This window comes from Aeromonas popoffii, assembly GCF_037818705.1.
In the GTDB taxonomy this organism is placed as follows: Bacteria; Pseudomonadota; Gammaproteobacteria; order Enterobacterales; family Aeromonadaceae; genus Aeromonas; species Aeromonas popoffii.
In genome coordinates this window covers 4,195,044-4,220,000 of record NZ_CP149129.1, presented here as the reverse complement: position 1 = coordinate 4,220,000, position 24,957 = coordinate 4,195,044, and the positions used below count along the sequence as shown (strand labels likewise).

The following is a 24,957-nucleotide window of genomic DNA, read 5'->3' as shown; positions in this document are numbered from 1 at the left end:
CTTGAAGTGAAATCGAGTAGGGCGGGACACGTGACATCCTGTCTGAATATGGGGGGACCATCCTCCAAGGCTAAATACTCCTGACTGACCGATAGTGAACCAGTACCGTGAGGGAAAGGCGAAAAGAACCCCTGTGAGGGGAGTGAAATAGAACCTGAAACCGTGTACGTACAAGCAGTGGGAGCCCTTCGGGGTGACTGCGTACCTTTTGTATAATGGGTCAGCGACTTACATTTTGTAGCGAGGTTAACCGTATAGGGGAGCCGTAGGGAAACCGAGTCTTAACTGGGCGTCTAGTTGCAAGGTGTAGACCCGAAACCGGGTGATCTAGCCATGGGCAGGTTGAAGGTTGAGTAACATCAACTGGAGGACCGAACCCACTAACGTTGCAAAGTTAGGGGATGACCTGTGGCTGGGGGTGAAAGGCCAATCAAACTCGGAGATAGCTGGTTCTCCCCGAAAGCTATTTAGGTAGCGCCTCGGACGAATACTACTGGGGGTAGAGCACTGTTTGGACTAGGGGGTCATCCCGACTTACCAACTCCATGCAAACTCCGAATACCAGTAAGTAATATCCGGGAGACACACGGCGGGTGCTAACGTCCGTCGTGAAGAGGGAAACAACCCAGACCGCCGGCTAAGGTCCCAAAGTTCTGGTTAAGTGGGAAACGATGTGGGAAGGCTCAGACAGCTAGGATGTTGGCTTAGAAGCAGCCATCATTTAAAGAAAGCGTAATAGCTCACTAGTCGAGTCGGCCTGCGCGGAAGATGTAACGGGGCTCAAACCAGGCACCGAAGCCGCGGATTCACACTTATGTGTGAGTGGTAGGGGAGCGTTCTGTAAGTCTGCGAAGGTGTATCGAGAGGTATGCTGGAGATATCAGAAGTGCGAATGCTGACGTAAGTAACGATAAAGGGGGTGAAAAGCCTCCTCGCCGGAAGACCAAGGGTTCCTGTCCAACGTTAATCGGGGCAGGGTGAGTCGACCCCTAAGGTGAGGCCGAAAGGCGTAATCGATGGGAAGCAGGTTAATATTCCTGCACGACTTGTAATTGCGATGGGGGGACGGAGAAGGCTAGGTGGGCCAGGCGACGGTTGTCCTGGTGAAAGTGCGTAGGTGGTGTTTCTAGGCAAATCCGGAGACACAACACTGAGACACGAGACGAAGCCACTACGGTGGTGAAGCCATTGATGCCCTGCTTCCAGGAAAAGCCTCTAAGCTTCAGATTACAAGTCATCGTACCCCAAACCGACACAGGTGGTCGGGTAGAGAATACCAAGGCGCTTGAGAGAACTCGGGTGAAGGAACTAGGCAAAATAGAACCGTAACTTCGGGAGAAGGTTCGCTCCTGACAGTGAAGTCCCTTGCGGATGGAGCAGTTGGGAGTCGCAGTGACCAGATGGCTGGGACTGTTTATCAAAAACACAGCACTCTGCAAACACGAAAGTGGACGTATAGGGTGTGACACCTGCCCGGTGCCGGAAGGTTAATTGATGGGGTTAGCGCAAGCGAAGCTCTTGATCGAAGCCCCGGTAAACGGCGGCCGTAACTATAACGGTCCTAAGGTAGCGAAATTCCTTGTCGGGTAAGTTCCGACCTGCACGAATGGTGTAACCATGGCCATGCTGTCTCCACCCGAGACTCAGTGAAATCGAATTCGCCGTGAAGATGCGGTGTACCCGCGGCTAGACGGAAAGACCCCGTGAACCTTTACTACAGCTTGGCACTGAACATTGAACCTACATGTGTAGGATAGGTGGGAGGCTTTGAAGGCGTGACGCCAGTTGCGCTGGAGCCGTCCTTGAAATACCACCCTTGTATGTTTGATGTTCTAACGCAGGGCCCTGAATCGGGCTCGCGGACAGTGCCTGGTGGGTAGTTTGACTGGGGCGGTCTCCTCCCAAAGAGTAACGGAGGAGCACGAAGGTTGGCTAATCCTGGTCGGACATCAGGAGGTTAGTGCAATGGCATAAGCCAGCTTAACTGCGAGACGGACAGGTCGAGCAGGTACGAAAGTAGGTCATAGTGATCCGGTGGTTCTGAATGGAAGGGCCATCGCTCAACGGATAAAAGGTACTCCGGGGATAACAGGCTGATACCGCCCAAGAGTTCATATCGACGGCGGTGTTTGGCACCTCGATGTCGGCTCATCACATCCTGGGGCTGAAGTCGGTCCCAAGGGTATGGCTGTTCGCCATTTAAAGTGGTACGCGAGCTGGGTTCAGAACGTCGTGAGACAGTTCGGTCCCTATCTGCCGTGGGCGTTGGATGATTGAAGGGAGTTGCTCCTAGTACGAGAGGACCGGAGTGAACGAACCTCTGGTGTTCGGGTTGTCACGCCAGTGGCACTGCCCGGTAGCTAAGTTCGGAATCGATAACCGCTGAAAGCATCTAAGCGGGAAGCGAGCCCTGAGATGAGTCATCCCTGACCCCTTGAGGGTCCTAAAGGGCCGTTGGAGACCACAACGTTGATAGGTGGGGTGTGTAAGCGCAGTGATGTGTTGAGCTAACCCATACTAATTACCCGTGAGGCTTAACCATACAACACCCAAGAAGTGTTTCTGGCCTTGTAGCGAATGAACGAACTACTTACCTAATTCAGTGATAGTGATAAGCCAAGCGCAACATCATTACTCACGTCAGCTTTCTGGATTAAGAATTTGCCTGGCGGCCATAGCGCCGTGGAACCACCTGATCCCATGCCGAACTCAGAAGTGAAACGCGGTAGCGCCGATGGTAGTGTGGCATTCGCCATGCGAGAGTAGGACACTGCCAGGCACCCAATTAAACAGTGATGTGAAGAATCACGTCATTGGCCGAGAGGATGACACCTCTGATAATCGGCAGAAGATTTAGCGAAAAGCTAACCAAATAGCGGAGCGGTAGTTCAGTTGGTTAGAATACCGGCCTGTCACGCCGGGGGTCGCGGGTTCGAGTCCCGTCCGCTCCGCCAATATATTGAAAGGCCTTCCCAATCGGGAAGGCCTTTTTGCTTTTTGGCATTTGTGAACGGGAATAAGGATGCGAGGGGCACCTGGCAGGGTTGCCACTCTTGACTCTGTCCCTGTCGGTTGTCTCTTGTGCTTGAGCTGGGGTCGTCTCTTCGTCCACTCCGCCACTAACAAGAAGCCCAGTCTAACGACCGGGCTTTTTTCGTTCTGTATTTTCGCCAGTTCCACTGACTTCATTTCCTCTTGGCGATATTAACTGTCAACGCTCCGCAAGGTCTTTCCATTTGACGAGGTTGTCGGCATACAATCTCCTCTGGTTTCAAATGGGATATTAGCCCCTATGTTCTGTCCGCGCTGTGGTATCAAATCGCTGCAAAAATGCAGTGAGAAAGAGTTCGTCTGTGGCTGTGGTTTCCACTATTTCCAGAATGTGGCGTCGGCCGTGATGGTGGCGCTGTGCTGGCAGGATGAAGTGCTGGTTGCGGTGCGAGGGCGAGCCCCAGGCAAGGGATTACTGGATCTGCCTGGCGGCTTTGTCGATCCCGGTGAGTCGCTGGAGGAGGCGCTGGTCAGGGAGCTGAAAGAGGAGTTGGGGCTGGATCTGGGGAGAGAGGTGCCTCGCTATGTCGGCTCCTATGCCAACGTCTATCCCTATGACGATGTGGTCTATCACACCTGCGATACCGTCTTCATGCTGGAACTGGCACACAAGCCTGCCGTCGTTGCGGCCGACGATGTGGCTGCCTGCGAGTGGCGCAAGCTGGCTGGCCTTTCACCCACCGAGTTTGCCTTCCGATCCACAGGCGTGGCCATCGGCCAGCTGCAAAGGCGGTGAGTATGATGGCGGGGATCTGGCGCAGTACCTAGCCGCGATTGAGGTCGGGCAGCATGATATCGAGCGCCACGGCGGCATCATTGCCCGAGAGGGCGTGCTGCACGCCACTCTTGCGGGTTAGCACATGGGTGGTGGTGCCCAGGTATTCGCTCTGCATGGTGCCAAGGCCCCCCCTGCTCGGCGTGCTGTTCGGCTTCTTCCTGGCGCTGCGGGCGGCGAGGATGGACCCCATACATGCGCGAAGACGCTGAAGAGTGTCATTGAGGCGACACACCACGCGCTGAGCGGGTTTTCAACCGCGCCCCGTGGCCCGGTTCTTTTTCGCATGCGAAAAAAAGGCGCCACCCGAGGGGGCGCCTGAAAGGTCAAACCTTGCGGTTTGCGGACCAACGGAACCAAGACTTCACACTCTCAGCGCTTACCCAGGCTGGCTCAGCCCTGCCATTTTCCTCCTTCCACTATCACATCATTGGGATCGGTATCGGCACTTAAGTGATCGCGCACATATTGGTCATAGAGCTCGAGCAGGTACTTCTCCTCACCCAGCTTGGCGAGACGGTCGTTGACCCAGTCACGCAGCTCGATATTGCCCTTCTTCACCGCCGGGGCGATCGGGTCTTCCGAGCCCAATTTTTCGGGCAATACCCGGTAGCCCGGATTCTCCTTGGCCCAGCTGAACAGCACCAGATTGTCCTGGGCGTAGGCGTCACCGCGCCCTTGGGTCAGAGCCTGCAAGGATTCGGTATTCTTCTCGAACTTGAGCACCTTCCACTCCGGATGATTGCGGGTCAGCCAGATGTCGGCCGTGGTGCCCGTGGTGACGATCAGGGTCTTGCTGGCCAGATCATCCAGTTTCTTGGCCGGGCTCCCTTCCGGCACCAGCACCTGCACCGCCACTCGCAGGTTCGGGTGGGTGAAATCCACCACCTCGCGCCGCTCCGGGGTCACTGTCATATTGGCGAGGATCAGATCCACCTTGTCGCTCTGCAGGAAGGGGATGCGGCTGGCGGGCTCCACCGCCACGAACTCGATCTTGTTCTCATCCCCCAACAGATCCTTGGCGAAGCGGCGGCCGAGATCAGTGTCAAAGCCGACATAGCGTCCCTTCTCGTCCACGTAGCCAAACGGCGGCTTGTCGGTGAAGACGCCAACGATGAGCTTGTCACGGGCCTTGATCTTGGCGAGGGAACCGTCCGCCGCATGGGCAACGCCGCTGGCAAGACCCAGTCCCAGCAAAGCACTAAACAGAACCGAGGTGATTTTTTTCATGCTGACTCCTTTCGTTTGATGACATTCGTATAAGAAAACTTGGCGAGGAACTGGCGCGCACGCTGGCTCCTGGGGTTGTCGAAGAATTGATGGGGCGCGGCCTGCTCCAGAATGTGGCCGCCATCCATGAAGGCGATGCGATCCGCCACCGCCCGGGCGAATGCCAGCTCGTGGGTGACGATGAGCAGGGTCATGCCGCTACCGGCGAGATCGCGGATTACTTCCAGCACCTCCTGCACCATCTCCGGGTCGAGGGCGGCAGTTACCTCGTCAAACAGCATCACCTGCGGGTTCACGCACAGCGCCCGCACGATGGCGATGCGCTGCTGCTGGCCACCGGAGAGCTGGCACGGATAGTCATGGCGTCGTTCCCACAGACCGATGCGGGTCAGCAACTGCTCGGCTTGCAGCAGCGCCTCTGCCCGCTCCCGTTTTTGCACCTGCAAGGGGCCAAGCAGCACGTTTTCCAGCACCGTCAGGTTGGGGAAGAGGTGATAGCTCTGGAATACCATGCCGATCCGCTGGCGCACTCGTTGCCAGTCGGTGGCGCCATCCAGCAGCGCACCATCGAAGCGGATCTCGCCCCCCTGAATGGGCTCGAGCCCGTTGAGGGTGCGCAACAAGGTGCTCTTGCCACAGCCGCTCGGCCCCAGGATGACGATCACCTCCCCGGCGCGCACACTGAGGCTGACCTGATCCAGTACCAGATTTGGGCCGAATTGTTTGCTGACGAGCTTAAGTTCAAGCAGAGGTGTCATACCGCATTACCCCATTTTTGCTCCAGCCGGCGCGAGGCGAGCGAGAGCGGATAGCAGACCAGAAAAAAGAACAGAAACAGCAGACCGTAGATAAGTACCGAGGCGTAGGTGCGCTCGATGATCTGCTGGCCCACCTTGATCACCTCCACCACCCCGATCAGCACCGCCAGCGAGCTGGTCTTGATGATGCGGGTGTAGATGTTGATGGTCGGCGGCGTCAGCCGTTGCAACGCCTGAGGCAGCAACACATGGCGATAGAGCTGCCAGGTCGAGAGCCCGAGCGCCAGCCCGGCCTCTTGCTGACCACGGGCCAGCGACCGCAGACCACCGCGCACTACTTCCCCCACCTCGCTGGCGCCCCAGAGGGCGAGCACCAGCACGGCGCACCAGAAGGCCGGGATATCGAGGCCGAAAAAGATCGGCAACCCGAAGAAAAAGAGATAGAGCCATACCAGCACCGGCACCACCCGAAACAGCTCGAGATAGCAGCGCAGCAGTCCTCGAACCAACCGACTGCCCTGTTGTGCCAGCACGCCGTAAGCGACACCGCCGAGGGTGGCAAACAGGATGGCGAGCAGCGAGATGGCGAGGGTCTGGCCCGCGCCCACCGCCAGCAGTGGCAGCGCTTGTGCCAACAACTCAGTGACCGGACTGGCCATACTGAACCCTCCTTTTCGAGGCTCGCAGGGCCTGTGATGACGATGACTGGGCGCTCGGCGCACTCATCAGGAGCCATGCTCGTTCAAGCGACTCAGTGACCGAACTGACCATGTTGCAGCCTCCTTTCAACGACTCGCAGGGCGAGGGACAGCGGCAGAAAAATCAGCACGCACATCAGGGTCAGTACCGCCAGCATCTCGTAGGTCTTGTAGTAGAGGGCGATGTAATTCTTGGTGGTATAGAGCAACTCGGGCACCGCCACTGCCGAGGCCACCGTGGTCTCTTTCAGCAAAAAGATGAAGTTGGCAAACAGCGCGGGCAGGCTGGCAAGCCAGGCCTGGGGCAGTTGCACGTGGCGCAGCAGCTGCCAGCGGGAGAGACCGATGGTCCGGCCCGCCTCCAGCTGGCTGGCGGGCACCGCCTGAATGCCTGCACGCAGCGCCTCGGTCAGATAGCCACCGCCGAGGAAGGTCATGGCGATCACCGCCGTGGCGAAACCTGACAACGACAGCCCCAGCGCTGGTAGCCCGAAATAGAGAAAGAACAGCTGGATCAGCAGTGGTGTGTTGCGGGCCAGCTCCACATACGCGCGGATGAGTGCCGTGAGCGACGGCTTGTGCAGGCTCAGCAGGATCACGTTGAGCAACGCCACTGTGAGCGAGCTGAAGATCACTATGGTGCCGAGCTGCAGGGTGACCCAGACCGCCTTGCCAAATGCGGGCAGTGTGGTGAGGATGAACGCCCAGTCGAAAGTCATGCCGGTATCCTCCCGTCACGGCGCAGCCGTTGGGGCAACACAGTGATGGTGTCCGGGTACTTGATGCCGGCCCCCGTGTTGAGCATCACCACCCGCTCACCCTCCCGGATCCAGCCCGCTTCACGCAACTGGCGGGCAGCGGCGAAGGCGGCCGCCCCTTCCGGGCAGACGAAGCGGCCCTCCTGAGAGGCGAGCTGGCGGATCTCGCCCGTCTTGCTGCAACGCAGATGTGATAGGTAGCTGTAGGGCATGCGTTATCCTGAATGAGTCGTCGAAGTCAGTTGCTTATTCCATCTTGTGGCCAAAGTGCCTGATAACAAACAACATAAAGTGGCAAACTTAAGCGAAAAAATTCATATGACTCCGCTCACCCATGCCAGTGTCGGTTCGCAGGGGGTATTCGCCAGCCAAGCCTCTGGGGGGTTGGGCCATCCGGCACTCTTTGTTACCCTGCCTGTTTCACCGACACCGCAGGGAGCCGCATCGATGCGAGCCATTGTCAGCCTGCTGGCCCTGTCACTGCTGAGTGCCTGCAGCGGCCAGTCAACCAAAGAGGATGCCATGTCAGGGAAAGCGCGCCTTCACTACCCCGTCACCCGCCAGAGCGAGCAGGTGGACCACTACTTCGGTCAGGCCGTGGCCGACCCCTACCGCTGGCTGGAGGATGATCGCAGCCCGGAGACCGAGGCCTGGGTCAGGGTCCAGAACCGGATGACTCAGGATTATCTGGCACAGATCCCGTTTCGCGATGCCATCAAGGGCAAGCTGGCCGCCTCCTGGAATTACGCCAAGGAGGGGGCGCCGTTTCGCGAGGGGCGTTATCACTACTTCTTCAAGAACGACGGTCTGCAAAACCAGCATGTCTTGTGGCGCCAGCTGGCGGGAAAGCCGGCCGAGGTGTTCCTCGATCCCAACCTGCTCAGCCCCGATGGCACCACAGCACTGGATCAGCTGAGCTTCTCCCGTGACGGCAAGACGCTTGCCTACTCCCTGTCGCTGGCCGGTAGCGACTGGCGCGAGATCCACCTGATGGACGTGGAGAGCAAGCAGCCACTGGAGGTGCCGCTCAGGGACGTGAAGTTCAGCGGCATCAGCTGGCTTGGCAACGAGGGTTTCTTCTACTCGAGCTACGACAAGCCGGATGGCAGCGAGCTGTCGGCCAAGACCGATCAGCACAAGCTCTACTTCCACCGACTCGGCACGGCGCAGGAAGATGATCGGCTGGTGTTTGGCGCCATCCCGGCCCAGCAGCACCGTTACGTGGGGGCGACCGTGACCGAGGATGATCGCTACCTGCTCATCTCGGCGGCTAACTCCACCTCGGGCAACCGCCTCTATGTGAAGGACTTGACCCGGGAGGGGGCTCCACTGCTGACGGTGCAGGGGGATCTGGCTGCAGACGTGAACCTGGTGGACAACCGGGGCAGCACGCTTTACCTGCTGACCAACCGGGATGCCCCCAACCGCCGGCTGGTGACAGTGGATGCGGGCAACCCAGGCCCCGAACATTGGCGCGATCTCATCCCGGAGCGTCAGCAGGTGCTGACGGTGCACAGCGGTAGCGGCTACCTGTTCGCCGAATACATGGTGGATGCCACCGCCCGGATCGAGCAGTTCGACCATGACGGCAAGCGGGTGCGCGAGGTGGCGCTGCCGGGGCTTGGCAGCGTGAGCGGTTTCAACGGCAAGCACGATGATCCCGCGCTCTACTTCGGCTTCGAGAACTATGCCCAGCCGCCCACCCTCTACAAGTTCGAGCCCAACAGCGGGGCAATCAGCCTCTATCGCGCCTCGGCTGCCCCCTTCAAACCGGAGGATTACGTCTCCGAGCAGCGTTTCTACCTGAGCAAGGATGGCACCCGGGTGCCGCTCATCATCAGCTACCGCAAGGGGCTCAAGCTCGACGGCAGCAATCCGACCATCCTCTACGGCTATGGCGGCTTCAACGTGAGCCTGACCCCGAGCTTCAGCGTCTCGGTCGCCAACTGGCTGGATCTGGGGGGCGTCTATGCGGTGGCCAACCTGCGTGGCGGTGGCGAGTACGGCCAGGCTTGGCACCTGGCGGGCACCCAGATGAACAAGCAGAACGTGTTCGACGACTTCATCGCCGCGGCCGAGTACCTCAAGGCCGAGGGTTACACCCGCACGGACCGGCTGGCTATCAGAGGCGGATCCAACGGCGGCCTGCTGGTGGGGGCCGTCATGACCCAGCGCCCGGATTTGATGCGGGTCGCCCTGCCTGCTGTGGGGGTGCTCGACATGCTGCGCTATCACACCTTTACCGCCGGGGCGGGCTGGGCCTACGACTATGGCACCAGTGCCGATAGCGAGGCCATGTTCGACTATCTGAAGAACTACTCGCCGCTGCACAACATCCGGGCCGGGGTCAGCTATCCCTCGACCATGGTGACCACGGCGGATCACGACGACCGTGTGGTGCCAGCCCACTCCTTCAAGTTTGCAGCCACCCTGCAGGCCGACAACGCGGGGCCCCACCCCCAGCTCATTCGCATCGAAACCAATGCCGGGCACGGGGCGGGCACGCCGGTGGCCAAGCTGATCGAGCAGAGTGCGGATATCTACGCCTTTACACTTCATGAGATGGGCTACCGGCAACTGCCGCGCCAACCATGACCCAGGCGAGATAGGCTACTGGCAACTGCCGGTCACCCCGCGAGATCAGGGCCCTGCGGGGCCCTTTTCTTTGTCAGCCTCCGGCGGTGCGACCATCCCTGTCTCGCCGCGATCCGGTTTCGGGCGACGGAGGTCATCCGCCGCGCCCCCGGTGGTATAGTCAGTCACAGGATCAGTATTCAAGGAGTCCATCGTGAAGAAGATCATTTACATACTGCTGGGGCTTGCGCTGGCCGCCCTGGTATCGATAGTCGCTCTGGTGAGCCTGATTGACCCCAATCAGTTCAAGCCCCAGCTGGTGGATCAGGTGCGCAAGAGCACGGGCCGCGAGCTGGTGATACAAGGGGATATCGGCTGGCGTTTCTGGCCAAGCCTGGGCCTCTCCCTCGAGAAGGTGGCGCTTCGCAACCCGGCCGGTTTTGCCGAGCCGGATCTGGTGCGCTTCGAGCGGGGGCAGGCCTCGGTAGCCGTGCTGCCGCTGCTCTCCCACCGGCTGGAGATTGGCGAGGTAACGCTGAACGGGGCGCACCTCTTCATCCAGACCAAAGCCGATGGCAGCTCCAACCTGAGCGATCTCGTCAAGGCCCCTGAGTCGGCAAAGGGCAGCGAGCCCGCGCCAGGTGGCCAGAGCCAGCCCCCTGCGAGCAATGGCCAGACCTGGCAGATCAGCCTGCAGGGTGTGGTGCTGGAACAGGCCAGTGCCCTGCTGCAGGACGATCGCGACGGTACCATTTCCCGCCTCGAGCAGCTCGATCTCAACCTGGGTCAGCTGGCGGTGGATCAGTGGGTGCCGGTGACCCTGGCCGCCAGGGGGGCACGCGGGGATCTTGCTTTCGATATCAAGGGGCAGGCTCGACTCAAGCTGGCCCGGGAGGCAACAGCCAGCGAACTCAAGGATCTCAGCATGAGCGGCAGCCTGAGTGCGCCGACGCAGCGGCTCGATGCTTTCTCCCTCAAGGCTGACCGGATGGCACTGGGGCAGTGGAGCAGCCTCACTTTGAACCTGAGCGGCGCACAGGGGGCTGCGGACAAACCGACCCTGGCCGGCACCCTGGAGGGGACTCTCAAGGCGCGGCTCGATCAGGGACAGCAACTGCTGGATGTGTCGGATGCGGTACTGGCCGCCAAGCTGCAAGGCTCGGCCCTGCCGCGCCCGCAACTGGATCTCAAGCTGGCTGGCTTTGCCCGCGCCGAGCTCGACAAGCAGACCATCACCCTGAGCAAGCTGGTGCTGGATGCCGACAAGACATTGCTGCGCGGGGAGGGGGTGGTGCGGCTCGGGGCCGTGCCCGGGGTTGAGTTCGACCTCAAGGGGGAGAAGCTGGATCTCGACGCCTGGCTCGGCAAACCGGCAGCGGCCCAGGCCGCAGCGTCGACCCCTTCGGCGCCCGTGAAGACGGCAGACAAGGGCACATCCCCCGCCAAGGTGGCCCAGGCGCTGTCGGCGCTGGAGCCTGATCTGAGCGCGCTCAAGGCGTTTGATCTGGCCGGTCGGCTGCAACTGGGCAGCCTGCGGCTGAAGGGACTGGACTTGAGCGCCGTCGATCTGCAACTGGCGTTGGCGGGTGGCCAGCTCAGCCTCAAGCAGTTCAGCGCCGGCGTGGCCGGTGGTCAGGTAACTGCAAACGGCGTGCTCGATGCCCGTCAGCAACCTGCCCGCTACCAGATACACAAGCGGGTGCAGGGGGTGAATGTGCACCCGTTGCTGCAAACTCTGGCCCAGAGCGATCTGCTCGAGGGCAAGGGGGATCTCGAGGTCGAGGTGCAGGGCCGTGGCTTGTCTGAGCAGGCGCTGCGCAGCCAGATGCAGGGCAAGGTAAGCCTCAAGCTGAGCGATGGTGCCCTGCACGGCATCAACCTGGCGGAGATGATCCGCGAGGCGCGGGCTACCCTGACCGGCAAGGGGGTCGAGCAGGTCAAAGAGGCTCGCAAGACCGACTTCAGCACCTTCACCGCCAGCTTCCATATTGCCAACGGCGTGGCCCGTACCGACGACATCCAGCTGTTTGCTCCGGCCCTGCGGGTGAAAGGCGAGGGTCAGACAGCCCTGGTGCCGGAAACCCTGGATTTCCTGTTCCTCACCTCCATCGTCGAGAGCAGCAAGGGCCAGGGCGGCAAGGATGTGGATGAGCTCAAAGAGATCACCATACCGGTGCGCATCGGTGGCCGCTGGCAGGCGCCCAGCTACCGGCTCGACGTGAAGGCGCTGCTCGGCAACAACAAGCTACTGGAGGAGAAGGCCCGCAAGGAGGCCGAGCGTGGCCTGAAAAAATTGCTGGGTGACAAGGCTGACAGCGAAGGCGTCAGGGGAGTGGCCGATCAACTGCTCAAGGGGTTGTTCAGGTAGTTATTCCCCTTTCATTATCATTCAGAGCCCGCCCAGTGCGGGCTCTTTGCTGCAGGCCAGCAAGGTGTCGGAGCGCGGCTTTGCCATCAAAGATGGGGTACTATCCGGGTCAGTCAGAGAGACAGTGAACAAGGAGCGTCCATGAACAAACATGTGCTGATCACGGGTGGCCGCCGCGATTGCGTGGTTGTTGTCGGACGATGCCTCCTACGTCACCGGCACCTTCATCGACCTTGCCGGGGGGCGATAGCGCTTGATGCTACCGCTGATATCTGGATGAAGAAGGGGCGCCCAAGCGCCCCTTTCTCGTTGATCCGGCAGTGTGGTATCTCACTCCCCCAGCAGCAGTTGCCAGACCGCCAGCACATGGCCCCGTTCGGTCAGTAACTGGTCGTCGCTCACCTTGCGGGAGATCTCCGAGAGGTTGAGGCGATGGCCGAGGTTACGGATCTCCAGATAGGCATGTTTCAGCCCTTCCGCCTGCTCCAGTGTGAGTACGCCCACCAGCACGCACTCGTCGAAGATGCGCACGTTATCGGACCAGCGGGTCAGCACCTCGGGCTCGCCGCAGGCGTGGGCCAGCACCAGATACTGGGCGATAAATTCGATATCCACCATGCCGCCGGGGGACTGCTTGAGGTCGAACTCGCCGGCCCCCGCCTTGAGCAGGTGATCCCGCATCTTGTGGCGCATCTCGCGCACCTCGCGGGCCAGGGTCGGCAGCTCCCGCGCGTTGGCCAGCACATCGCGGCGGATGCGGGCAAACTCGGCAACGATGGTGTCATCGCCATAGATGGGTCGGGCCCGCACCAGCGCCTGATGCTCCCAGGTCCAGGCTTCGTTTTGCTGATACTGCTCATAGGCCGACAGTGACGAGACCAGCAGGCCGGAATCGCCGGAGGGGCGCAGCCGCATGTCGATCTCGTAGAGGATCCCGGACGGGGTGCGGGTGCTGAACAGATGCAGGATCCGCTGGGCGAGGCGCAGGTAGAACTGGCGGCTGTCGATGGGTTTGCGGCCATCGGTATAGCTGTTGGGATCGCCGCCGTGCAGGAAGACGAGATCGAGATCCGAGCCGTAGCCGAGCTCAATGCCGCCCAGCTTGCCATAGGCCACCACCGCAAAGCCGCGCTGGCCGCTTAACGCCACCTCGGGCGGCACCCCGTAGCGTTCGCTCATCTGGGCCCACGCCTGATTGACCACCTCTTCGGTGATCGCCTCCGCCAGCCAGGTGAGGTGGTCGCTCACCTTCATCAGCGGCAGGGCGCCGGCGATGTCGGCTGCCACGATGCGCAGCAGTTGCACCTGCTTGAACTGGCGCAGCGCCTCCATCTGCTGCTCCACATCCTCTTCGGGAATGCGCAGCAGGAACTGGCGCAGTTGGGGCTTGTACTGATCGAGCGGGGTGGGGTGGTAGAGGTGTTGGGGGTCGAGCAGCTCGTCCAGCAGGATGGGGTAGCGGGCCAGCTGCTCGCTCACCAGATGGCTGGCATCACACAGCCGTACCAGCTGGCGCAGGGCACCCGGGTTTTCCGCCAGCAGCTGCAGATAGGCGCTGCGGGTGAAGATGCGGGCCAGCAGCGCGCACACCCGCTCGAACAGGCGGGCGGGTTGCTCACTGGCCACCACCAGTCGCAGCAGCTCCGGCATCAGCCAGTCCAGCGCGATGCGCCCCTGCGGCCCGATCTGACGGCGCTTGTACTCCTCCTTGAAACGCAGCAGCGCGGCGCAGAGCGGGGCGGGCTCGGCCACCCCCTGCGCGGTCAGCAGTTTTTCCAGCTCGGCGGCATCGAGCTCGGTGCGCCACAGATCGAGCCAGAGCTGCTCCAGATGGGCGGGGGCCTCTTTCTCTTCCCCCACCACGGCGGCGAACTCCTGATGGACGGCCGCCATCTCCTCATCCAGATGGGCCATAAAGGCGCCCCAGTCGCCAAAACCCAGAGCAGCGATCAGCCGCTGGCGATCCCGCTCCTCGGTCGGCAGGGTCTGGGTCTGCTGATCGCCGATCTCCTGCAGGATGTTCTCCACCCGGCGCAGGAAGCGATAGGCATCCAGCAAGCGGTCGCAATGGGCGGATTCGAGGGCGCCGCACCGGGCGATGGCGGCCAGTGACTCCGGCAGGTGGCGCACCCGCAGCGCAGGCTCACGACCACCGCGAATAAGTTGCAGCGCCTGGGCGATAAACTCCACCTCGCGAATGCCGCCAGCCCCAAGTTTGATGTTGCCCTCCAGCCCCTTGCGGCGCACCTCGGCGGCGATCATCGCCTTCATCTGGCGCAGGCCGTCGATGACGCCAAAGTCGATATAGCGGCGAAACACGAAGGGGCGCAACATCTCGGCCAGCTCGACCGCGTGCGCACACTGGGACCCCAGCACCCGTGCCTTGACCATGGCGTAGCGCTCCCAGTTGCGGCCGTGGTGCTGGTAGTAATCCTCCATGGCGGCAAAAGAGATGGCCAGCGGCCCCGCGTCGCCGAAGGGGCGCAGCCGCATATCGACCCGGAACACCTGACCATCCTGGGTGGGCTGGTGCAGGGCGTTGATCAGCCGCTGGCCCAGCTTGATGAAGAAGGGCTGGTTAGCCAGCTCGCGCCGCCCGCCGACCGTGTAGCCGTTCTCGGGGAAGGTGAAGATAAGGTCGATATCCGAGGAGAAGTTGAGCTCGCCCCCGCCCAGCTTGCCCATGCCGAGAATGAGCAGCGGCTGCGGGTTGCCATTGCCGTCCATCGGGGTGCCCAGCTCGCTGCACTGTTTGGCGTAGAGCCAGTCGCGGGCGGAGCAGATGAGGGCATCCGCCAGCTTGGTGAGATGGATAAAGCTCTCTTCCACTGCGGCGTGGCCCAGCAGCTCGCGCCAGGCGATCACCAGCATGCGGCTGCGACGGAACTGGCGCAGGATGCGCTTGAGCGCCTCTTCATCATTCACCTCGGCGAGCAGGGCGGTCAGATCGCGCTGGTAGGCGGGCCAGCGTTCAGCCCGCTCCAGATCCCCGGAGGCGAGCAGCTGTGTCAGCAACTCCGGCTGTTTGAAGAGGGAATCGGCGACAAAATCGGAGAGGCCCAGCAGGGTCAGCAGGGTCTGGCGAACCGGCTCGGGCAGGTTGCCATAGTCGGGGGCCAGCTCGACCAGCCGCTGCCACTGGCGCTCGGCCTGTTCTTGCAGCAAGGGCGGGAAAGAGGTGATTGATGTGAAGAGAGAAGCAAAATGCTGGGCCACGGTTGCCGTCCTTGTGGTTAACGGGTCTGCAGGGTGAATGAAAATGCTGGCAGCCAATCTAGCACTGTCGAGCGGCTCGGCACAGTGCGATGGGCGAGCTGGTCGCAGGTACCCTCACCGTGCACAGTCTCACCCCTACGCCACAGCGCAGGGGTGTACGGCATGAACCGGCGAGCGCTGCGATCTCTGGTCAGGATCGCTGATAGATCTCGGGATCGTACTTTTCCATCAGGCTGGCCGGTTTGCGCGGCGGCACGAAGCCAAAACCGGCATAGAGGCCGTGAGCATCCGACGTAGCCAGGCTGAGGCGCCGCAGTCCCTGCAATTGCGGGTGAGCCAGGATAGCCGCCATCAGCGTCTTGCTGTGGCCCCGGCCACGATGGGCGGGCAGCACGAATAGATCCGCCAGATAGCCGAAGGTGGCCTTGTCGGTGATGACTCGGGCGAATGCCACCTGCTGACCTGCCACGTAGCCACCGAAACAGAGGGAGTGGTTGATGGCTCTCTGTACCGTCGCCTGTGGAATACCGAGGCACCAATAGGCCTCCTCGGACAAAAATTGGTAGATCAAGGGCACGTCGAGCCGTCCCTTGTCGTCGCTGATCTCCAGTTGGGAGTGATCTTGTGGGTGCTGCATCCAGGCTCCTTGCCGTGACATGAATAAGAAAGGCCCCTCGCGGGGCCTTCCAGTTTACTCAAATCGCGGTCTCAGGCCAGTTTGAAAGCCTGGATGATGAGTACTGTCCAGGGTCTGGCGGTGATGAGCCGTTTGCTCCTGTGTCCGGTCTGAGAGGTAATGCCCGTCAGGCCAGTTTGAAAGCCTGGATATGGGTATCCAGGGTCTGGCTATGGTGTTCCACCAGCTCGGAGGCTTCCTGCAGCTCCCGCAGGACGACCACGGATCCTTCCACCACCTGCTTGACCTGCTCCAGGTTGCCGCTCATCTCTTCGGCCACCGAGCTCTGCTGCTCGGAGGCGGCGGCGATGTGGCGGTTCATGTCGGCCACCCCCTGTACCCGCAGCACTATGGTGGCGAGCTGATCACCGGCCTGGGTCACCTGCTCCACCCCCTTGTCGGCCTGTTGCACGCTCTTGGCCATCAACTCGGCAGCCTGACGGGCATTGCCCTGCAACTGTTCGATCATCTTCTGGATCTCGACGGTGGCGGCCTGGGCCCGGTTCGCCAGCTCGCGTACCTCTGACGCGACCACGGCAAAGCCGCGACCCGCCTCACCGGCGCGGGCAGCCTCGATGGCGGCATTGAGGGCCAGCAGGTTGGTCTGCTCCGAGATGCCGCGAATGGTATCCACGACGGATCCAATCTGTTCGACTCCCTGCTCCACCTCGTTGACCACGGTGGCGGAGCGCTGGATGTTGCCGGAGAGGGTATCTATGGTGCTGACGGTAGCCGCCACGCAGCGGCTGCCCTCTTCGGCCAGCAGGCTGGTGTCGGCGGTGGCGTGGGAGGCCTGCTCCGCGTGGGCGGCCACCTCGCGAATGGCGCCCACCATCTGGCTCATGGCGCTGGCCAGCTGTTCTATCTGGGTGAACTCCTCGCTGATGGCCTCGTTGGCCTCTTCCATGCAAAGGGTGACCTGGGAGGCGATGTCGTTGAGCTCCTTGCAAGCGACGCGCTGGGTGCCGAATACCTGCTTGAGGTTTTCCTGCGAGTGGGCCACCGCCTTGGCGATGTCGCCGAACTCGTCGCGGGACTTGAGCAGCACCTTGTGGCTCAGATCCTTGTGGGCGAAGCGTTCCAGCAGGCCCACCAGGTAGTGCACCTGCTTGACCATGAGACGGGAGCCGGTTAGCAGCAGTACCACGAAGATGACCCCCATCACGGCGGTTTCCATCACCCCGGTCCAGAGCAGGCGATCGGCAATGGCATTGGCCTTGTCGGCATCTATGCCCTCGCTCAGCAGGGTGGTTTCCAGAATGCTGGCGTCAAACCAGAGCTTGATGAGCAACAACACAGTACTGAACACCATGAGCAGTACCACTTTGGGTATCAGCCGGATGTTGCTCATTCTTTTCTCCAGCAGGTTCAACTGCATTGCCATTCTCCTTTTTAAAAGCCGTTTTTTCCTTTGCCCTCAGGACTATCGGCATTATCTTCTCTTTTATTCATTTGTACTGTGCCTAAAGTCGGAAAATGTATGCGACATCACTTAACTCACCTGCGCGCCATGGATCTGCTGATGGCGTTTCTGTCGGTGATCTCCGTTGCGCTGGTTTGCGCCCGCTGGTGGGGCTACTCGGAGTGGCCCTCCCAGACACTGCAGCTCTTTTATGACGTCGACAGTCTGATCTGCTATTTCTTCCTCGCCCACTTCGCTTATGGCTGGGTGCGAGCCAGCGACAAGATGGCCTTTTTCAAGGCGAACTGGTTCTATCTGCCGGGCAGTCTGCCCATGGTGGAACAGCTACGCTGGGCGCGCTTGATCCAGCTGTGGCGGGTCTATCAGCTGTTGCGCAAGCAGCCGGATCTGCTCGGCATGTTCCGCCGCGAACGCAACGAGACCACCCTCTCGGGGATCTTGTTTCTGTTTTTCCTGCTGCTGGGGATGGGGTCGGGCGTCATATATCTGATCGAATCGGGTCAGCCCGGCAGCCTGATACAGACCCCTTACGACGCCTTTTGGTGGACCCTGGTGACACTCTCTACCGTGGGTTACGGCGATCTGGTGCCCAAGACGGAGCAGGGACGCTTCGTCGCCAGTCTGCTGATCCTGTTCGGGGTCGGTCTGTTCGGTGCCATCAGTGGCTTCATGGCCAGCCTGTTTCTGCAGCCGGGACGGAGGGATGACGAACTGGAGAAGTGGCGGCATCACCAGAGTGCCCAGCATGAGCTGCTGCTGCAGGAGCTGCGCGCCTTGTCCGCCGAGGTGAAGGCGCTGAAACAGAAGTAGCCTCCGGCGTCTGGAATGGTCGCATGGGGGAGGGGACAAGTTGCGAGCCAGCTCTCAGCTCGGGGGGCGGCGTTTTTCTTTGCTTGTCCTTTGACCCGCAGGCGGCTTAACATTCGGCCAGTCATCTAACCAAATGAAGAGAATCGATCGACCATGCGCGCCCTTCTCGGGATCCTGATCTGCTTATGTGCCCAACAGGCACTGGCCGATACCCGTTATGTCTCAGACAACATCTCTACCTTTATCCACAACGGTCCGGGTACCCAGTACCGGATCCTCGGCAGCGTCAAGGCGGGTGAACCGCTCGAAGTCAAGGCGGTGAACAACGAGGCTGGTTTTACCCAGGTGGTGGACGGGCGTGGCCGCGATGGCTGGATCAAGAACAGCGAGCTGCAGAGTGAGATCAGCCTGCGCGAGCGCCTGCCCCAGGTTCAGAAAGAGCTGGAAGAGCTCAAGGCTCGCCTGCAAAACCTCAACGGTGACAATGAGCAGCGCTTCACCGAGAAGGATGGTCAGATCGCCGAGCAGAGCAAGGAGATCGCCAGCCTGAAGACCCAGCTCGCCAGCCAGAGCGAAGAGATGGGGAATCTAAAGGAGCAGAACGACGCCCTGACCCAGAGCTATGACAACCAGGAGCACGACATGCAGATGGACTGGTTCATCCGCGGTGGTGCCATGGTGGGTGGCGGCATATTGCTTGGCATATTGCTCCCCATGCTGCCCCGTCGTCGCAGTCGTGGCGAACGCTGGATGAACTGATTTGCATGCTGCTACCCAGGTTCTGCCCTGTCGTGGCAGCCGTGGTGAAGCAGGACAAACGGACCGTTTCTGTCGGTCGGATGAAGAAGGGTCGCAATAGCGACCTTCTTTTTTGCCCTGCATAAAATTGTATACAAAATAAGGCAGTGAAATTACCCGCCTCGCCAACCCCTCGGCTTTAATGTGCGCCAATTGAGCCAATTAGCGATATTTGTTAATGTCAGGCAACAATTTCATTTCATCTATCGGTTGATATTGTATACATTGTCGGCGTTTCGGCGGCACGGCCGCCTTCGTCGACATAGCCTGCGGGCGTACAGGAAGACCCCATATGTTCAAAGCCACTCAAGTTCTTGCTGCTGACTACCTTCCCTCCGATCTGGCCGCCCTGCGCGAAGCCATTACCCAGAATTATGTGGTGGATGAGAATGCCTATCTGGCGGAGCTCTCTGCCATGTTGCCGGGGGATGGTGCCTCGCTGGAGCGGGTGACCCAGCGCGCCCGTACCCTGGTGACCAAGGTACGCAAGGAGAGTGGATCGGGCGATGGCATCGACGCCTTCCTGCAGGAGTACAGCCTGGATACGCAGGAGGGGATCATACTGATGTGCCTGGCCGAGGCATTGTTGCGCATTCCCGATGCCGAGACCGCCGACGCCCTGATCAAGGACAAGCTCTCCGGTGCCAACTGGTCCTCCCATTTTCGCAAGAGCGACTCCACCCTGGTCAATGCTTCCACCTGGGGGCTGATGCTGACCGGCAAGATCATCAAGCTCGACAAGAAGCTGGACGGCAATCCGGCCAACATGCTTGGCCGCATGGTCAACAAGCTGGGTGAGCCCGTGGTGCGCTCCGCCATGTATGCCGCCATGAAGATCATGGGCAAGCAGTTCGTGCTGGGGCGTGACATGAAGGAGGCCCTGAAGGCGAGCCGCAAGTCCCGGGAGAAGGGTTACACCCACACCTATGACATGCTGGGGGAATCCGCCCTGACCCTGGCCGATGCGGACAAGTATTTCGGCGACTACCAGCGCGCCATCGAGGCGGTCGGCAATGAGCGCATCAGCGACGGCGGCCCGGCCCCGTCCATCTCCATCAAGCTGTCGGCGCTGCATCCGCGCTATGACGTGGCGAACCGCGAGCGGGTGCTCGGCGAGATGAGCGAGCGACTGGTGGGGCTGGTGCGTCTGGCCCGTGACAAGGACGTGGCCATCAGCATCGATGCCGAGGAGATGGACCGCCTCGAGCTGTCGCTGGATCTCTTCGAGCAGCTCTACCGCTCCGAGGCCAACCGCGGCTGGGGCAAGCTCGGCATGGTGGTGCAGGCTTACTCCAAGCGCGCCCTGCCGGTGCTCTGCTGGTTGACGGGGCTGGCCCGCGAGCAGGGGGATCTGATCCCGGTGCGGCTGGTGAAAGGGGCCTACTGGGACAGCGAGCTGAAATATGCCCAGCAGGCCGGTCTGCCCGGTTACCCGCTGTTTACCCGCAAGGCGGGTACCGACATCTCCTACCTCGCCTGCGCCCGCTACCTGCTGAGCGAGCCGACCCGCGGTTTCATCTCCCCCCAGTTTGCTACCCACAATGCCAATACCGTGGTCAGCATCCTGGAGATGGCCGGCGATCGCCAGTTTGAATTCCAGCGCCTGCACGGGATGGGGGAGGAGCTGCACAACGCCGTGCTCAGCGAATGTCCCGGCCTGCACTGCCGCATCTATGCGCCGGTCGGTGCCCACAAGGACTTACTGCCCTACCTGGTGCGCCGCCTGCTGGAGAACGGGGCCAACACCTCCTTCGTCCACAAGCTGGTGGATCCCAACACCCCGGTGGACAGCCTGGCCGAGCACCCGCTGCGCACCCTGAAGCGCTATGGCAGCCTGGCCAATGACCGTATTCCGCAGCCGGTGAACCTGTTCACAGACCGTAAAAACTCCAGCGGCGTGAACATGAACATCGTCGCCATCCAGCGTCCCTTCTTCGCCAGGTTGAAAGAGCTGGAGAGCAAGCAGTGGCTGGCGGGTCCCATTGTCAATGGGGAGACCCTCAAGCGCAGCGACGCCCGCACAGTGCTGAGCCCGCAGGACGTGAGCCTGACGGTCGGCAAGATCCACTGGGCCGACGAGCAGGCGGTGGAGCAGGCGCTGGCCTCCGCTCATGCTGCCTTCCCGCGCTGGCGCGAGACCCCGGTGAGCGAGCGCGCCGCCGCGCTGGAGACGCTGGCAGATCTGCTGGAAGCGAACCGCGAGCAGTTCATCTCACTCTGTACCCGCGAGGCGGGCAAGCTGCTGCAGGATGGTATCGACGAGGTGCGCGAGGCGGTGGATTTCTGCCGCTACTACGCGGTGCAGGCCCGTGGCCTGATGGGGCAGGCGACCCTGCTGCCCGGTTACACGGGTGAGCAGAACGAGCTGTTCTTGCAGGGCCGTGGCGTCTTTGTCTGCATCAGCCCGTGGAACTTCCCGCTGGCCATCTTCCTTGGTCAAATCGCTGCGGCGCTGGCCACCGGCAATACCGTTATCGCCAAACCGGCGGAGCAGACCGGCCTTATCGCCCATCTGGCGGTGACCCTGGCCCATCAGGCCGGTATTCCGGGTGACGTGCTGCAACTGCTGCCGGGTGATGGCGCTAGCGTGGGGGCCAAGCTGACGGCGGATGCCCGCATCGGTGGCGTCTGCTTCACCGGCTCCACCGAGACTGCCAAGCTCATCAACATGACGCTGGCCCAACGTGATGGCGCCATCCTGCCGCTCATCGCCGAGACCGGCGGCCAGAACGCCATGATAGTCGACTCCACCGCCCTGCCGGAGCAGGTGGTGCGCGACGTGGTGAGCGCCGCCTTCCAGAGCGCCGGTCAGCGTTGCTCCGCCCTGCGGGTGCTCTACCTGCAGGAGGAAATCGCGCCGCGGGTGCTGGAGATCCTGACCGGTGCCCTGCAGGAGCTGAAAGTCGGCAATCCGGCCGAGCACAATACCGACGTCGGCCCGGTCATCGACGCTGATGCCAAGGCCGGGCTGGACGCGCATCTGGGGCACATGATCCCGCGCGCCCGCTTGATCGCTCAGGCACCCATGCCGGCCGTGACCCTGGGTGGCCACTTCGTGCAGCCGACCGCGCTGGAAATCGGCTCCATCAGCGAGCTGGTGAAGGAGCAGTTCGGCCCCATCCTGCACGTGGTGCGTTACGCCGCCAAGGATCTGGACAAGGTGATCGCAGATATCAACGGCACCGGCTACGGCCTGACGTTGGGGATCCACAGCCGCAACGAATCCTATGCCGAGGAGCTGGCCAGCCGCATCAACGTGGGCAACGTCTACATCAACCGCAACCAGATCGGCGCCATGGTCGGGGTGCAGCCGTTCGGCGGGCAAGGGCTCTCCGGCACCGGTCCCAAGGCGGGTGGCCCCCACTACCTTAGCCGCTTCGTGACCGAAAAGACCCGCACCATCAACACCACTGCGGTAGGCGGCAACGCTTCCCTGCTGGCAATGGGCGATGCCTGATCGGCATTGGGAGCCACACCTTGAGGCCGCCTGCGGGCGGCCTTTCTATTGGTCGTCTCTTGCCCCCGGGCTGCCATCTTGGGGTCGCCAGCGGGCCCAAGCGGTCGTAATATGGTCGCGACTCGTCACTTTTCACCGGGCCGCGTCCGGTGCATCATGCCGGGCAAGCCATTCTCATCTGACATCGCAACAAGAGTGTTCATCTGATGCCATTAACCGAACAGGCCCGCTGGTTCGTGCTGGGGGGCGATCACCTCGTCCTGCTGGATGAACAGGGGCGCATTCCACAAGGCCCTCGCGCCAGCCTGCCCGCCCATCTGCAACGCGCCACCTTTGAGCATTTTGATGAGTGGGGCGGTTTGCCCTGCTATCTGCTGGCGCTGGGTGCCGAGGCCGACACCAGTCGGCTCATGCCGCTGCGCCAACTGATGGTGGCCGGCGATGAAGAGGGCTTTCGTCTTGGGGGCCGAGCCTGGCAGCTGGCCACCTTCCGCCGCAGCCATCGCTTCTGCGGCGAGTGCGGTGCCCCCATGACCCCGAAGATGGGGGAGTGGGCGCAGATGTGCCAGCATGGTCACGTCGTCTACCCGCGCATCTCCCCCTGCATCATAGTGGCGGTGCGCAAGGGGCCGGCGATCCTGCTGGCGGCCCATCGCCGTCACTATCAGGCGGATGACCCCATGTATACCGTGCTGGCCGGCTTCGTGGAGGCGGGTGAGAACCTGGAACAGTGTGTGGCGCGGGAGGTGTTTGAGGAGAGTGGCATCCGGGTGCACAACGTGCGCTACGTGGCGAGCCAGCCCTGGCCCTTCCCCCACAACCTGATGATGGGCTTCACCGCCGACTATGAGAGCGGCGAGATCCGGGTGCAGGATGAGGAGTTGGTGGCCGCCGATTTCTTTGAGGCAGACCGGCTGCCACGGCTGCCCCCGCACGGCACCATAGCGCGGCGGCTCATCGAGCAGAGTCTGAGCGAAGCGCACTGACGGCGATAAAAAAACAGGGCGCTTGTTTGCGCCCCTTCACATCTTTGCACTCGAACCGCCATGGCGGGCGTTTGGGCCGCCCCGCGTCACGCACAAAGTGGTATCATATCCGCCATTTTATGCGTGATATGAACTCAGGAACTGGGATGAAAGAGCTGAAGAACGATCGATACCTGCGTGCCCTGCTGCGCCAGGAAGTGGACATGACCCCGGTATGGATGATGCGCCAGGCTGGCCGTTATCTGCCGGAATACAAGGCGACCCGCGCCGTCGCGGGGGACTTCATGTCCCTGTGCCGCAACGCCGAACTGGCCTGTGAAGTCACTCTGCAGCCGCTGCGCCGCTATCCGCTCGATGCCGCTATTCTCTTCTCCGACATCCTGACCGTGCCCGATGCCATGGGGCTGGGCCTCTACTTCGAACACGGCGAAGGCCCGCGCTTCGAGCGTCCCATCAAATCCATGGCCGATGTGCAGGCGCTGCCCATTCCGGATCCGGAAGACGAGCTGGGCTACGTGATGAATGCGGTGCGCACCATACGCCGCGAGCTGAAGGGCGAGGTGCCGCTCATCGGCTTCTCCGGCAGTCCCTGGACCCTGGCCACCTACATGGTGGAGGGGGGCAGCTCCAAGGCCTTCACCAAGATCAAGCAGATGATGTATGCCGAGCCGCAGACACTGCACTTGCTGCTGGACAAGCTGGCCGACAGCGTCATCGCCTATCTCAATGCCCAGATCAAGGCGGGTGCCCAGTCGGTCATGGTGTTCGACACCTGGGGGGGCGTGCTGACCCCACGGGATTACCGCGATTTCTCCCTGCAGTACATGCACAAGATCGTCGATGGCCTGATCCGTGAAAATGAGGGGCGCCGCGTGCCGGTGACCCTGTTCACCAAGAACGGCGGCCAGTGGCTGGAGCAGATCGCCGCCACCGGTTGCGATGCGCTGGGGCTGGACTGGACCATAGACATAGCAGACGCCAAGCGCCGGGTCGGTGACAAGGTGGCACTGCAGGGCAACATGGATCCTTCCATGCTCTACGCCGCGCCAGCGCGTATCCGCGAAGAGGTCGCTACCATACTGGCGGGCTTTGGCAGCGGCAACGGCCACGTCTTCAACCTGGGTCACGGCATCCATCAGGATGTGAACCCGGAGCACGCAGGCGTGTTCGTCAATGCGGTGCACGAGCTGTCGGCTCAGTACCACGGTCGCTGAGACCGGTAAAAAGCACAATGAGAACGGGGCCTGCGGGCCCCGTTTTGTTATCCGGCCTGCCGTGGTTTGGGGCTGCATCCCGGCCCCGGCTCGGGTTACACTGCGCCACACTCGCGGGTAAATGAAGAGCAAGATGAGCGGTCGCAGGTGAGGCGGACAGCGAGC

Annotated in this window: 15 protein-coding genes, 1 tRNA gene, 2 rRNA genes and 2 pseudogenes (1 of these 20 cut by a window edge); 11 read left to right on the top strand and 9 right to left on the bottom strand. The window is 61.5% G+C overall.

The window, feature by feature from the left end; all coding sequences use genetic code 11:
• The 4 genes from WJM78_RS19555 to WJM78_RS19540 form a co-directional block, all read left to right on the top strand.
• A 23S ribosomal RNA gene (locus WJM78_RS19555) occupies positions 1–2,542 on the top strand (it extends 348 nt beyond the left edge of the window).
• Between the two features lie 122 nt (positions 2,543–2,664).
• Positions 2,665–2,779, top strand: a 5S ribosomal RNA gene (gene rrf / locus WJM78_RS19550).
• A 98-nt stretch (positions 2,780–2,877) separates the two neighbouring features.
• Positions 2,878–2,954: transfer RNA gene (locus tag WJM78_RS19545), tRNA-Asp, on the top strand.
• Between the two features lie 338 nt (positions 2,955–3,292).
• Positions 3,293–3,787 carry an NUDIX hydrolase gene (locus WJM78_RS19540; RefSeq protein WP_212513554.1) on the top strand — a complete coding sequence of 165 codons (495 nt, stop codon included), beginning with the start codon at positions 3,293–3,295 and terminating at the stop codon, positions 3,785–3,787.
• Positions 3,788–3,818: 31 nt separating this feature from the next.
• Here the strand turns inward: WJM78_RS19540 and WJM78_RS19535 are convergent.
• From WJM78_RS19535 to WJM78_RS19510, 6 genes and pseudogenes are all read right to left on the bottom strand, one after another.
• A pseudogene (locus WJM78_RS19535) lies at positions 3,819–3,944 on the bottom strand (DNA-binding response regulator); the annotation flags it as partial.
• A 275-nt stretch (positions 3,945–4,219) separates the two neighbouring features.
• On the bottom strand, positions 4,220–5,056 hold the full coding sequence (locus WJM78_RS19530; RefSeq protein ID WP_339011168.1) for a transporter substrate-binding domain-containing protein: 837 nt from the start codon (positions 5,054–5,056) through the stop codon (positions 4,220–4,222).
• Positions 5,053–5,814, bottom strand: coding sequence for an amino acid ABC transporter ATP-binding protein (locus tag WJM78_RS19525; RefSeq protein WP_339011166.1), 762 nt, complete (start codon positions 5,812–5,814; stop codon positions 5,053–5,055). Before WJM78_RS19525 ends, WJM78_RS19530 begins: the two co-directional genes overlap by 4 nt.
• A complete protein-coding gene (locus WJM78_RS19520) occupies positions 5,811–6,473 on the bottom strand; it encodes an amino acid ABC transporter permease (protein WP_339011165.1) in 663 nt (220 codons plus the stop codon). The genes WJM78_RS19525 and WJM78_RS19520 overlap by 4 nt, the downstream gene beginning before the upstream one ends.
• Before the next feature lie 92 nt (positions 6,474–6,565).
• Positions 6,566–7,231, bottom strand: coding sequence for an amino acid ABC transporter permease (locus WJM78_RS19515; protein ID WP_339011163.1), 666 nt, complete (start codon positions 7,229–7,231; stop codon positions 6,566–6,568).
• Positions 7,228–7,437, bottom strand: a pseudogene (locus WJM78_RS19510) (threonine synthase); the annotation flags it as partial. The gene WJM78_RS19515 and the pseudogene WJM78_RS19510, both read right to left, overlap by 4 nt.
• 280 nt (positions 7,438–7,717) lie before the next feature.
• Between WJM78_RS19510 and WJM78_RS19505 the strand changes: the two are divergent.
• Together WJM78_RS19505 and WJM78_RS19500 are read left to right on the top strand one after the other, a co-directional pair.
• Positions 7,718–9,865 carry a prolyl oligopeptidase family serine peptidase gene (locus WJM78_RS19505; RefSeq protein WP_339011161.1) on the top strand — a complete coding sequence of 716 codons (2,148 nt, stop codon included), beginning with the start codon at positions 7,718–7,720 and terminating at the stop codon, positions 9,863–9,865.
• Positions 9,866–10,058: 193 nt separating this feature from the next.
• A complete protein-coding gene (locus WJM78_RS19500) occupies positions 10,059–12,212 on the top strand; it encodes an AsmA family protein (RefSeq protein WP_339011159.1) in 2,154 nt (717 codons plus the stop codon).
• 330 nt (positions 12,213–12,542) lie between these two features.
• Here the strand turns inward: WJM78_RS19500 and glnE are convergent, their stop codons facing one another.
• The 3 genes from glnE to WJM78_RS19480 all read right to left on the bottom strand — a co-directional run bounded on the left by glnE (position 12,543) and on the right by WJM78_RS19480 (position 17,482).
• Positions 12,543–15,428 carry a bifunctional [glutamate--ammonia ligase]-adenylyl-L-tyrosine phosphorylase/[glutamate--ammonia-ligase] adenylyltransferase gene (gene glnE, locus WJM78_RS19490; protein WP_339011157.1) on the bottom strand — a complete coding sequence of 962 codons (2,886 nt, stop codon included), beginning with the start codon at positions 15,426–15,428 and terminating at the stop codon, positions 12,543–12,545.
• Positions 15,429–15,618: 190 nt separating this feature from the next.
• Positions 15,619–16,065 (bottom strand): GNAT family N-acetyltransferase, encoded by a 447-nt coding sequence (locus WJM78_RS19485; protein WP_339011155.1) that lies wholly within the window; start codon positions 16,063–16,065, stop codon positions 15,619–15,621.
• Between the two features lie 166 nt (positions 16,066–16,231).
• Entirely contained in the window at positions 16,232–17,482 is a 1,251-nt protein-coding gene (locus tag WJM78_RS19480; protein WP_339011153.1) for a methyl-accepting chemotaxis protein, read from the bottom strand.
• Between the two features lie 33 nt (positions 17,483–17,515).
• Between WJM78_RS19480 and WJM78_RS19475 the strand changes: the two genes are divergently transcribed.
• The 5 genes from WJM78_RS19475 to hemE all read left to right on the top strand — a co-directional run bounded on the left by WJM78_RS19475 (position 17,516) and on the right by hemE (position 24,792).
• Complete coding sequence (locus WJM78_RS19475; protein WP_084204524.1) at positions 17,516–18,337, top strand: potassium channel family protein; 822 nt, start codon at positions 17,516–17,518, stop codon at positions 18,335–18,337.
• A gap of 153 nt (positions 18,338–18,490) precedes the next feature.
• Positions 18,491–19,096 carry a TIGR04211 family SH3 domain-containing protein gene (locus WJM78_RS19470; RefSeq protein WP_212513564.1) on the top strand — a complete coding sequence of 202 codons (606 nt, stop codon included), beginning with the start codon at positions 18,491–18,493 and terminating at the stop codon, positions 19,094–19,096.
• A gap of 331 nt (positions 19,097–19,427) precedes the next feature.
• On the top strand, positions 19,428–22,592 hold the full coding sequence (gene putA / locus WJM78_RS19465) for a bifunctional proline dehydrogenase/L-glutamate gamma-semialdehyde dehydrogenase PutA (protein ID WP_339011149.1): 3,165 nt from the start codon (positions 19,428–19,430) through the stop codon (positions 22,590–22,592).
• A gap of 206 nt (positions 22,593–22,798) precedes the next feature.
• Positions 22,799–23,578: an NAD(+) diphosphatase gene (nudC, locus tag WJM78_RS19460; protein WP_339011147.1), complete on the top strand. Its 780-nt coding sequence runs from the start codon at positions 22,799–22,801 to the stop codon at positions 23,576–23,578.
• A 146-nt stretch (positions 23,579–23,724) separates the two neighbouring features.
• Complete coding sequence (gene hemE, locus WJM78_RS19455; protein ID WP_339011145.1) at positions 23,725–24,792, top strand: uroporphyrinogen decarboxylase; 1,068 nt, start codon at positions 23,725–23,727, stop codon at positions 24,790–24,792.
• The last annotated feature ends 165 nt before the right edge of the window (positions 24,793–24,957 follow it).

Excerpts from the sequence above, each read along its gene's own strand:
- WJM78_RS19540 (WP_212513554.1), top strand. The coding sequence starts at position 3,293 with ATGTTCTGTCCGCGCTGTGGTATCAAATCGCTGCAAAAATGCAGTGAG.
- WJM78_RS19530 (WP_339011168.1), bottom strand. The coding sequence starts at position 5,056 with ATGAAAAAAATCACCTCGGTTCTGTTTAGTGCTTTGCTGGGACTGGGT.
- WJM78_RS19525 (WP_339011166.1), bottom strand. The coding sequence starts at position 5,814 with ATGACACCTCTGCTTGAACTTAAGCTCGTCAGCAAACAATTCGGCCCA.
- WJM78_RS19520 (WP_339011165.1), bottom strand. The coding sequence starts at position 6,473 with ATGGCCAGTCCGGTCACTGAGTTGTTGGCACAAGCGCTGCCACTGCTG.
- WJM78_RS19515 (WP_339011163.1), bottom strand. The coding sequence starts at position 7,231 with ATGACTTTCGACTGGGCGTTCATCCTCACCACACTGCCCGCATTTGGC.
- WJM78_RS19505 (WP_339011161.1), top strand. The coding sequence starts at position 7,718 with ATGCGAGCCATTGTCAGCCTGCTGGCCCTGTCACTGCTGAGTGCCTGC.
- WJM78_RS19485 (WP_339011155.1), bottom strand. The coding sequence starts at position 16,065 with ATGCAGCACCCACAAGATCACTCCCAACTGGAGATCAGCGACGACAAG.
- WJM78_RS19480 (WP_339011153.1), bottom strand. The coding sequence starts at position 17,482 with ATGCAGTTGAACCTGCTGGAGAAAAGAATGAGCAACATCCGGCTGATA.
- WJM78_RS19470 (WP_212513564.1), top strand. The coding sequence starts at position 18,491 with ATGCGCGCCCTTCTCGGGATCCTGATCTGCTTATGTGCCCAACAGGCA.
- putA (WP_339011149.1), top strand. The coding sequence starts at position 19,428 with ATGTTCAAAGCCACTCAAGTTCTTGCTGCTGACTACCTTCCCTCCGAT.
- nudC (WP_339011147.1), top strand. The coding sequence starts at position 22,799 with ATGCCATTAACCGAACAGGCCCGCTGGTTCGTGCTGGGGGGCGATCAC.
- hemE (WP_339011145.1), top strand. The coding sequence starts at position 23,725 with ATGAAAGAGCTGAAGAACGATCGATACCTGCGTGCCCTGCTGCGCCAG.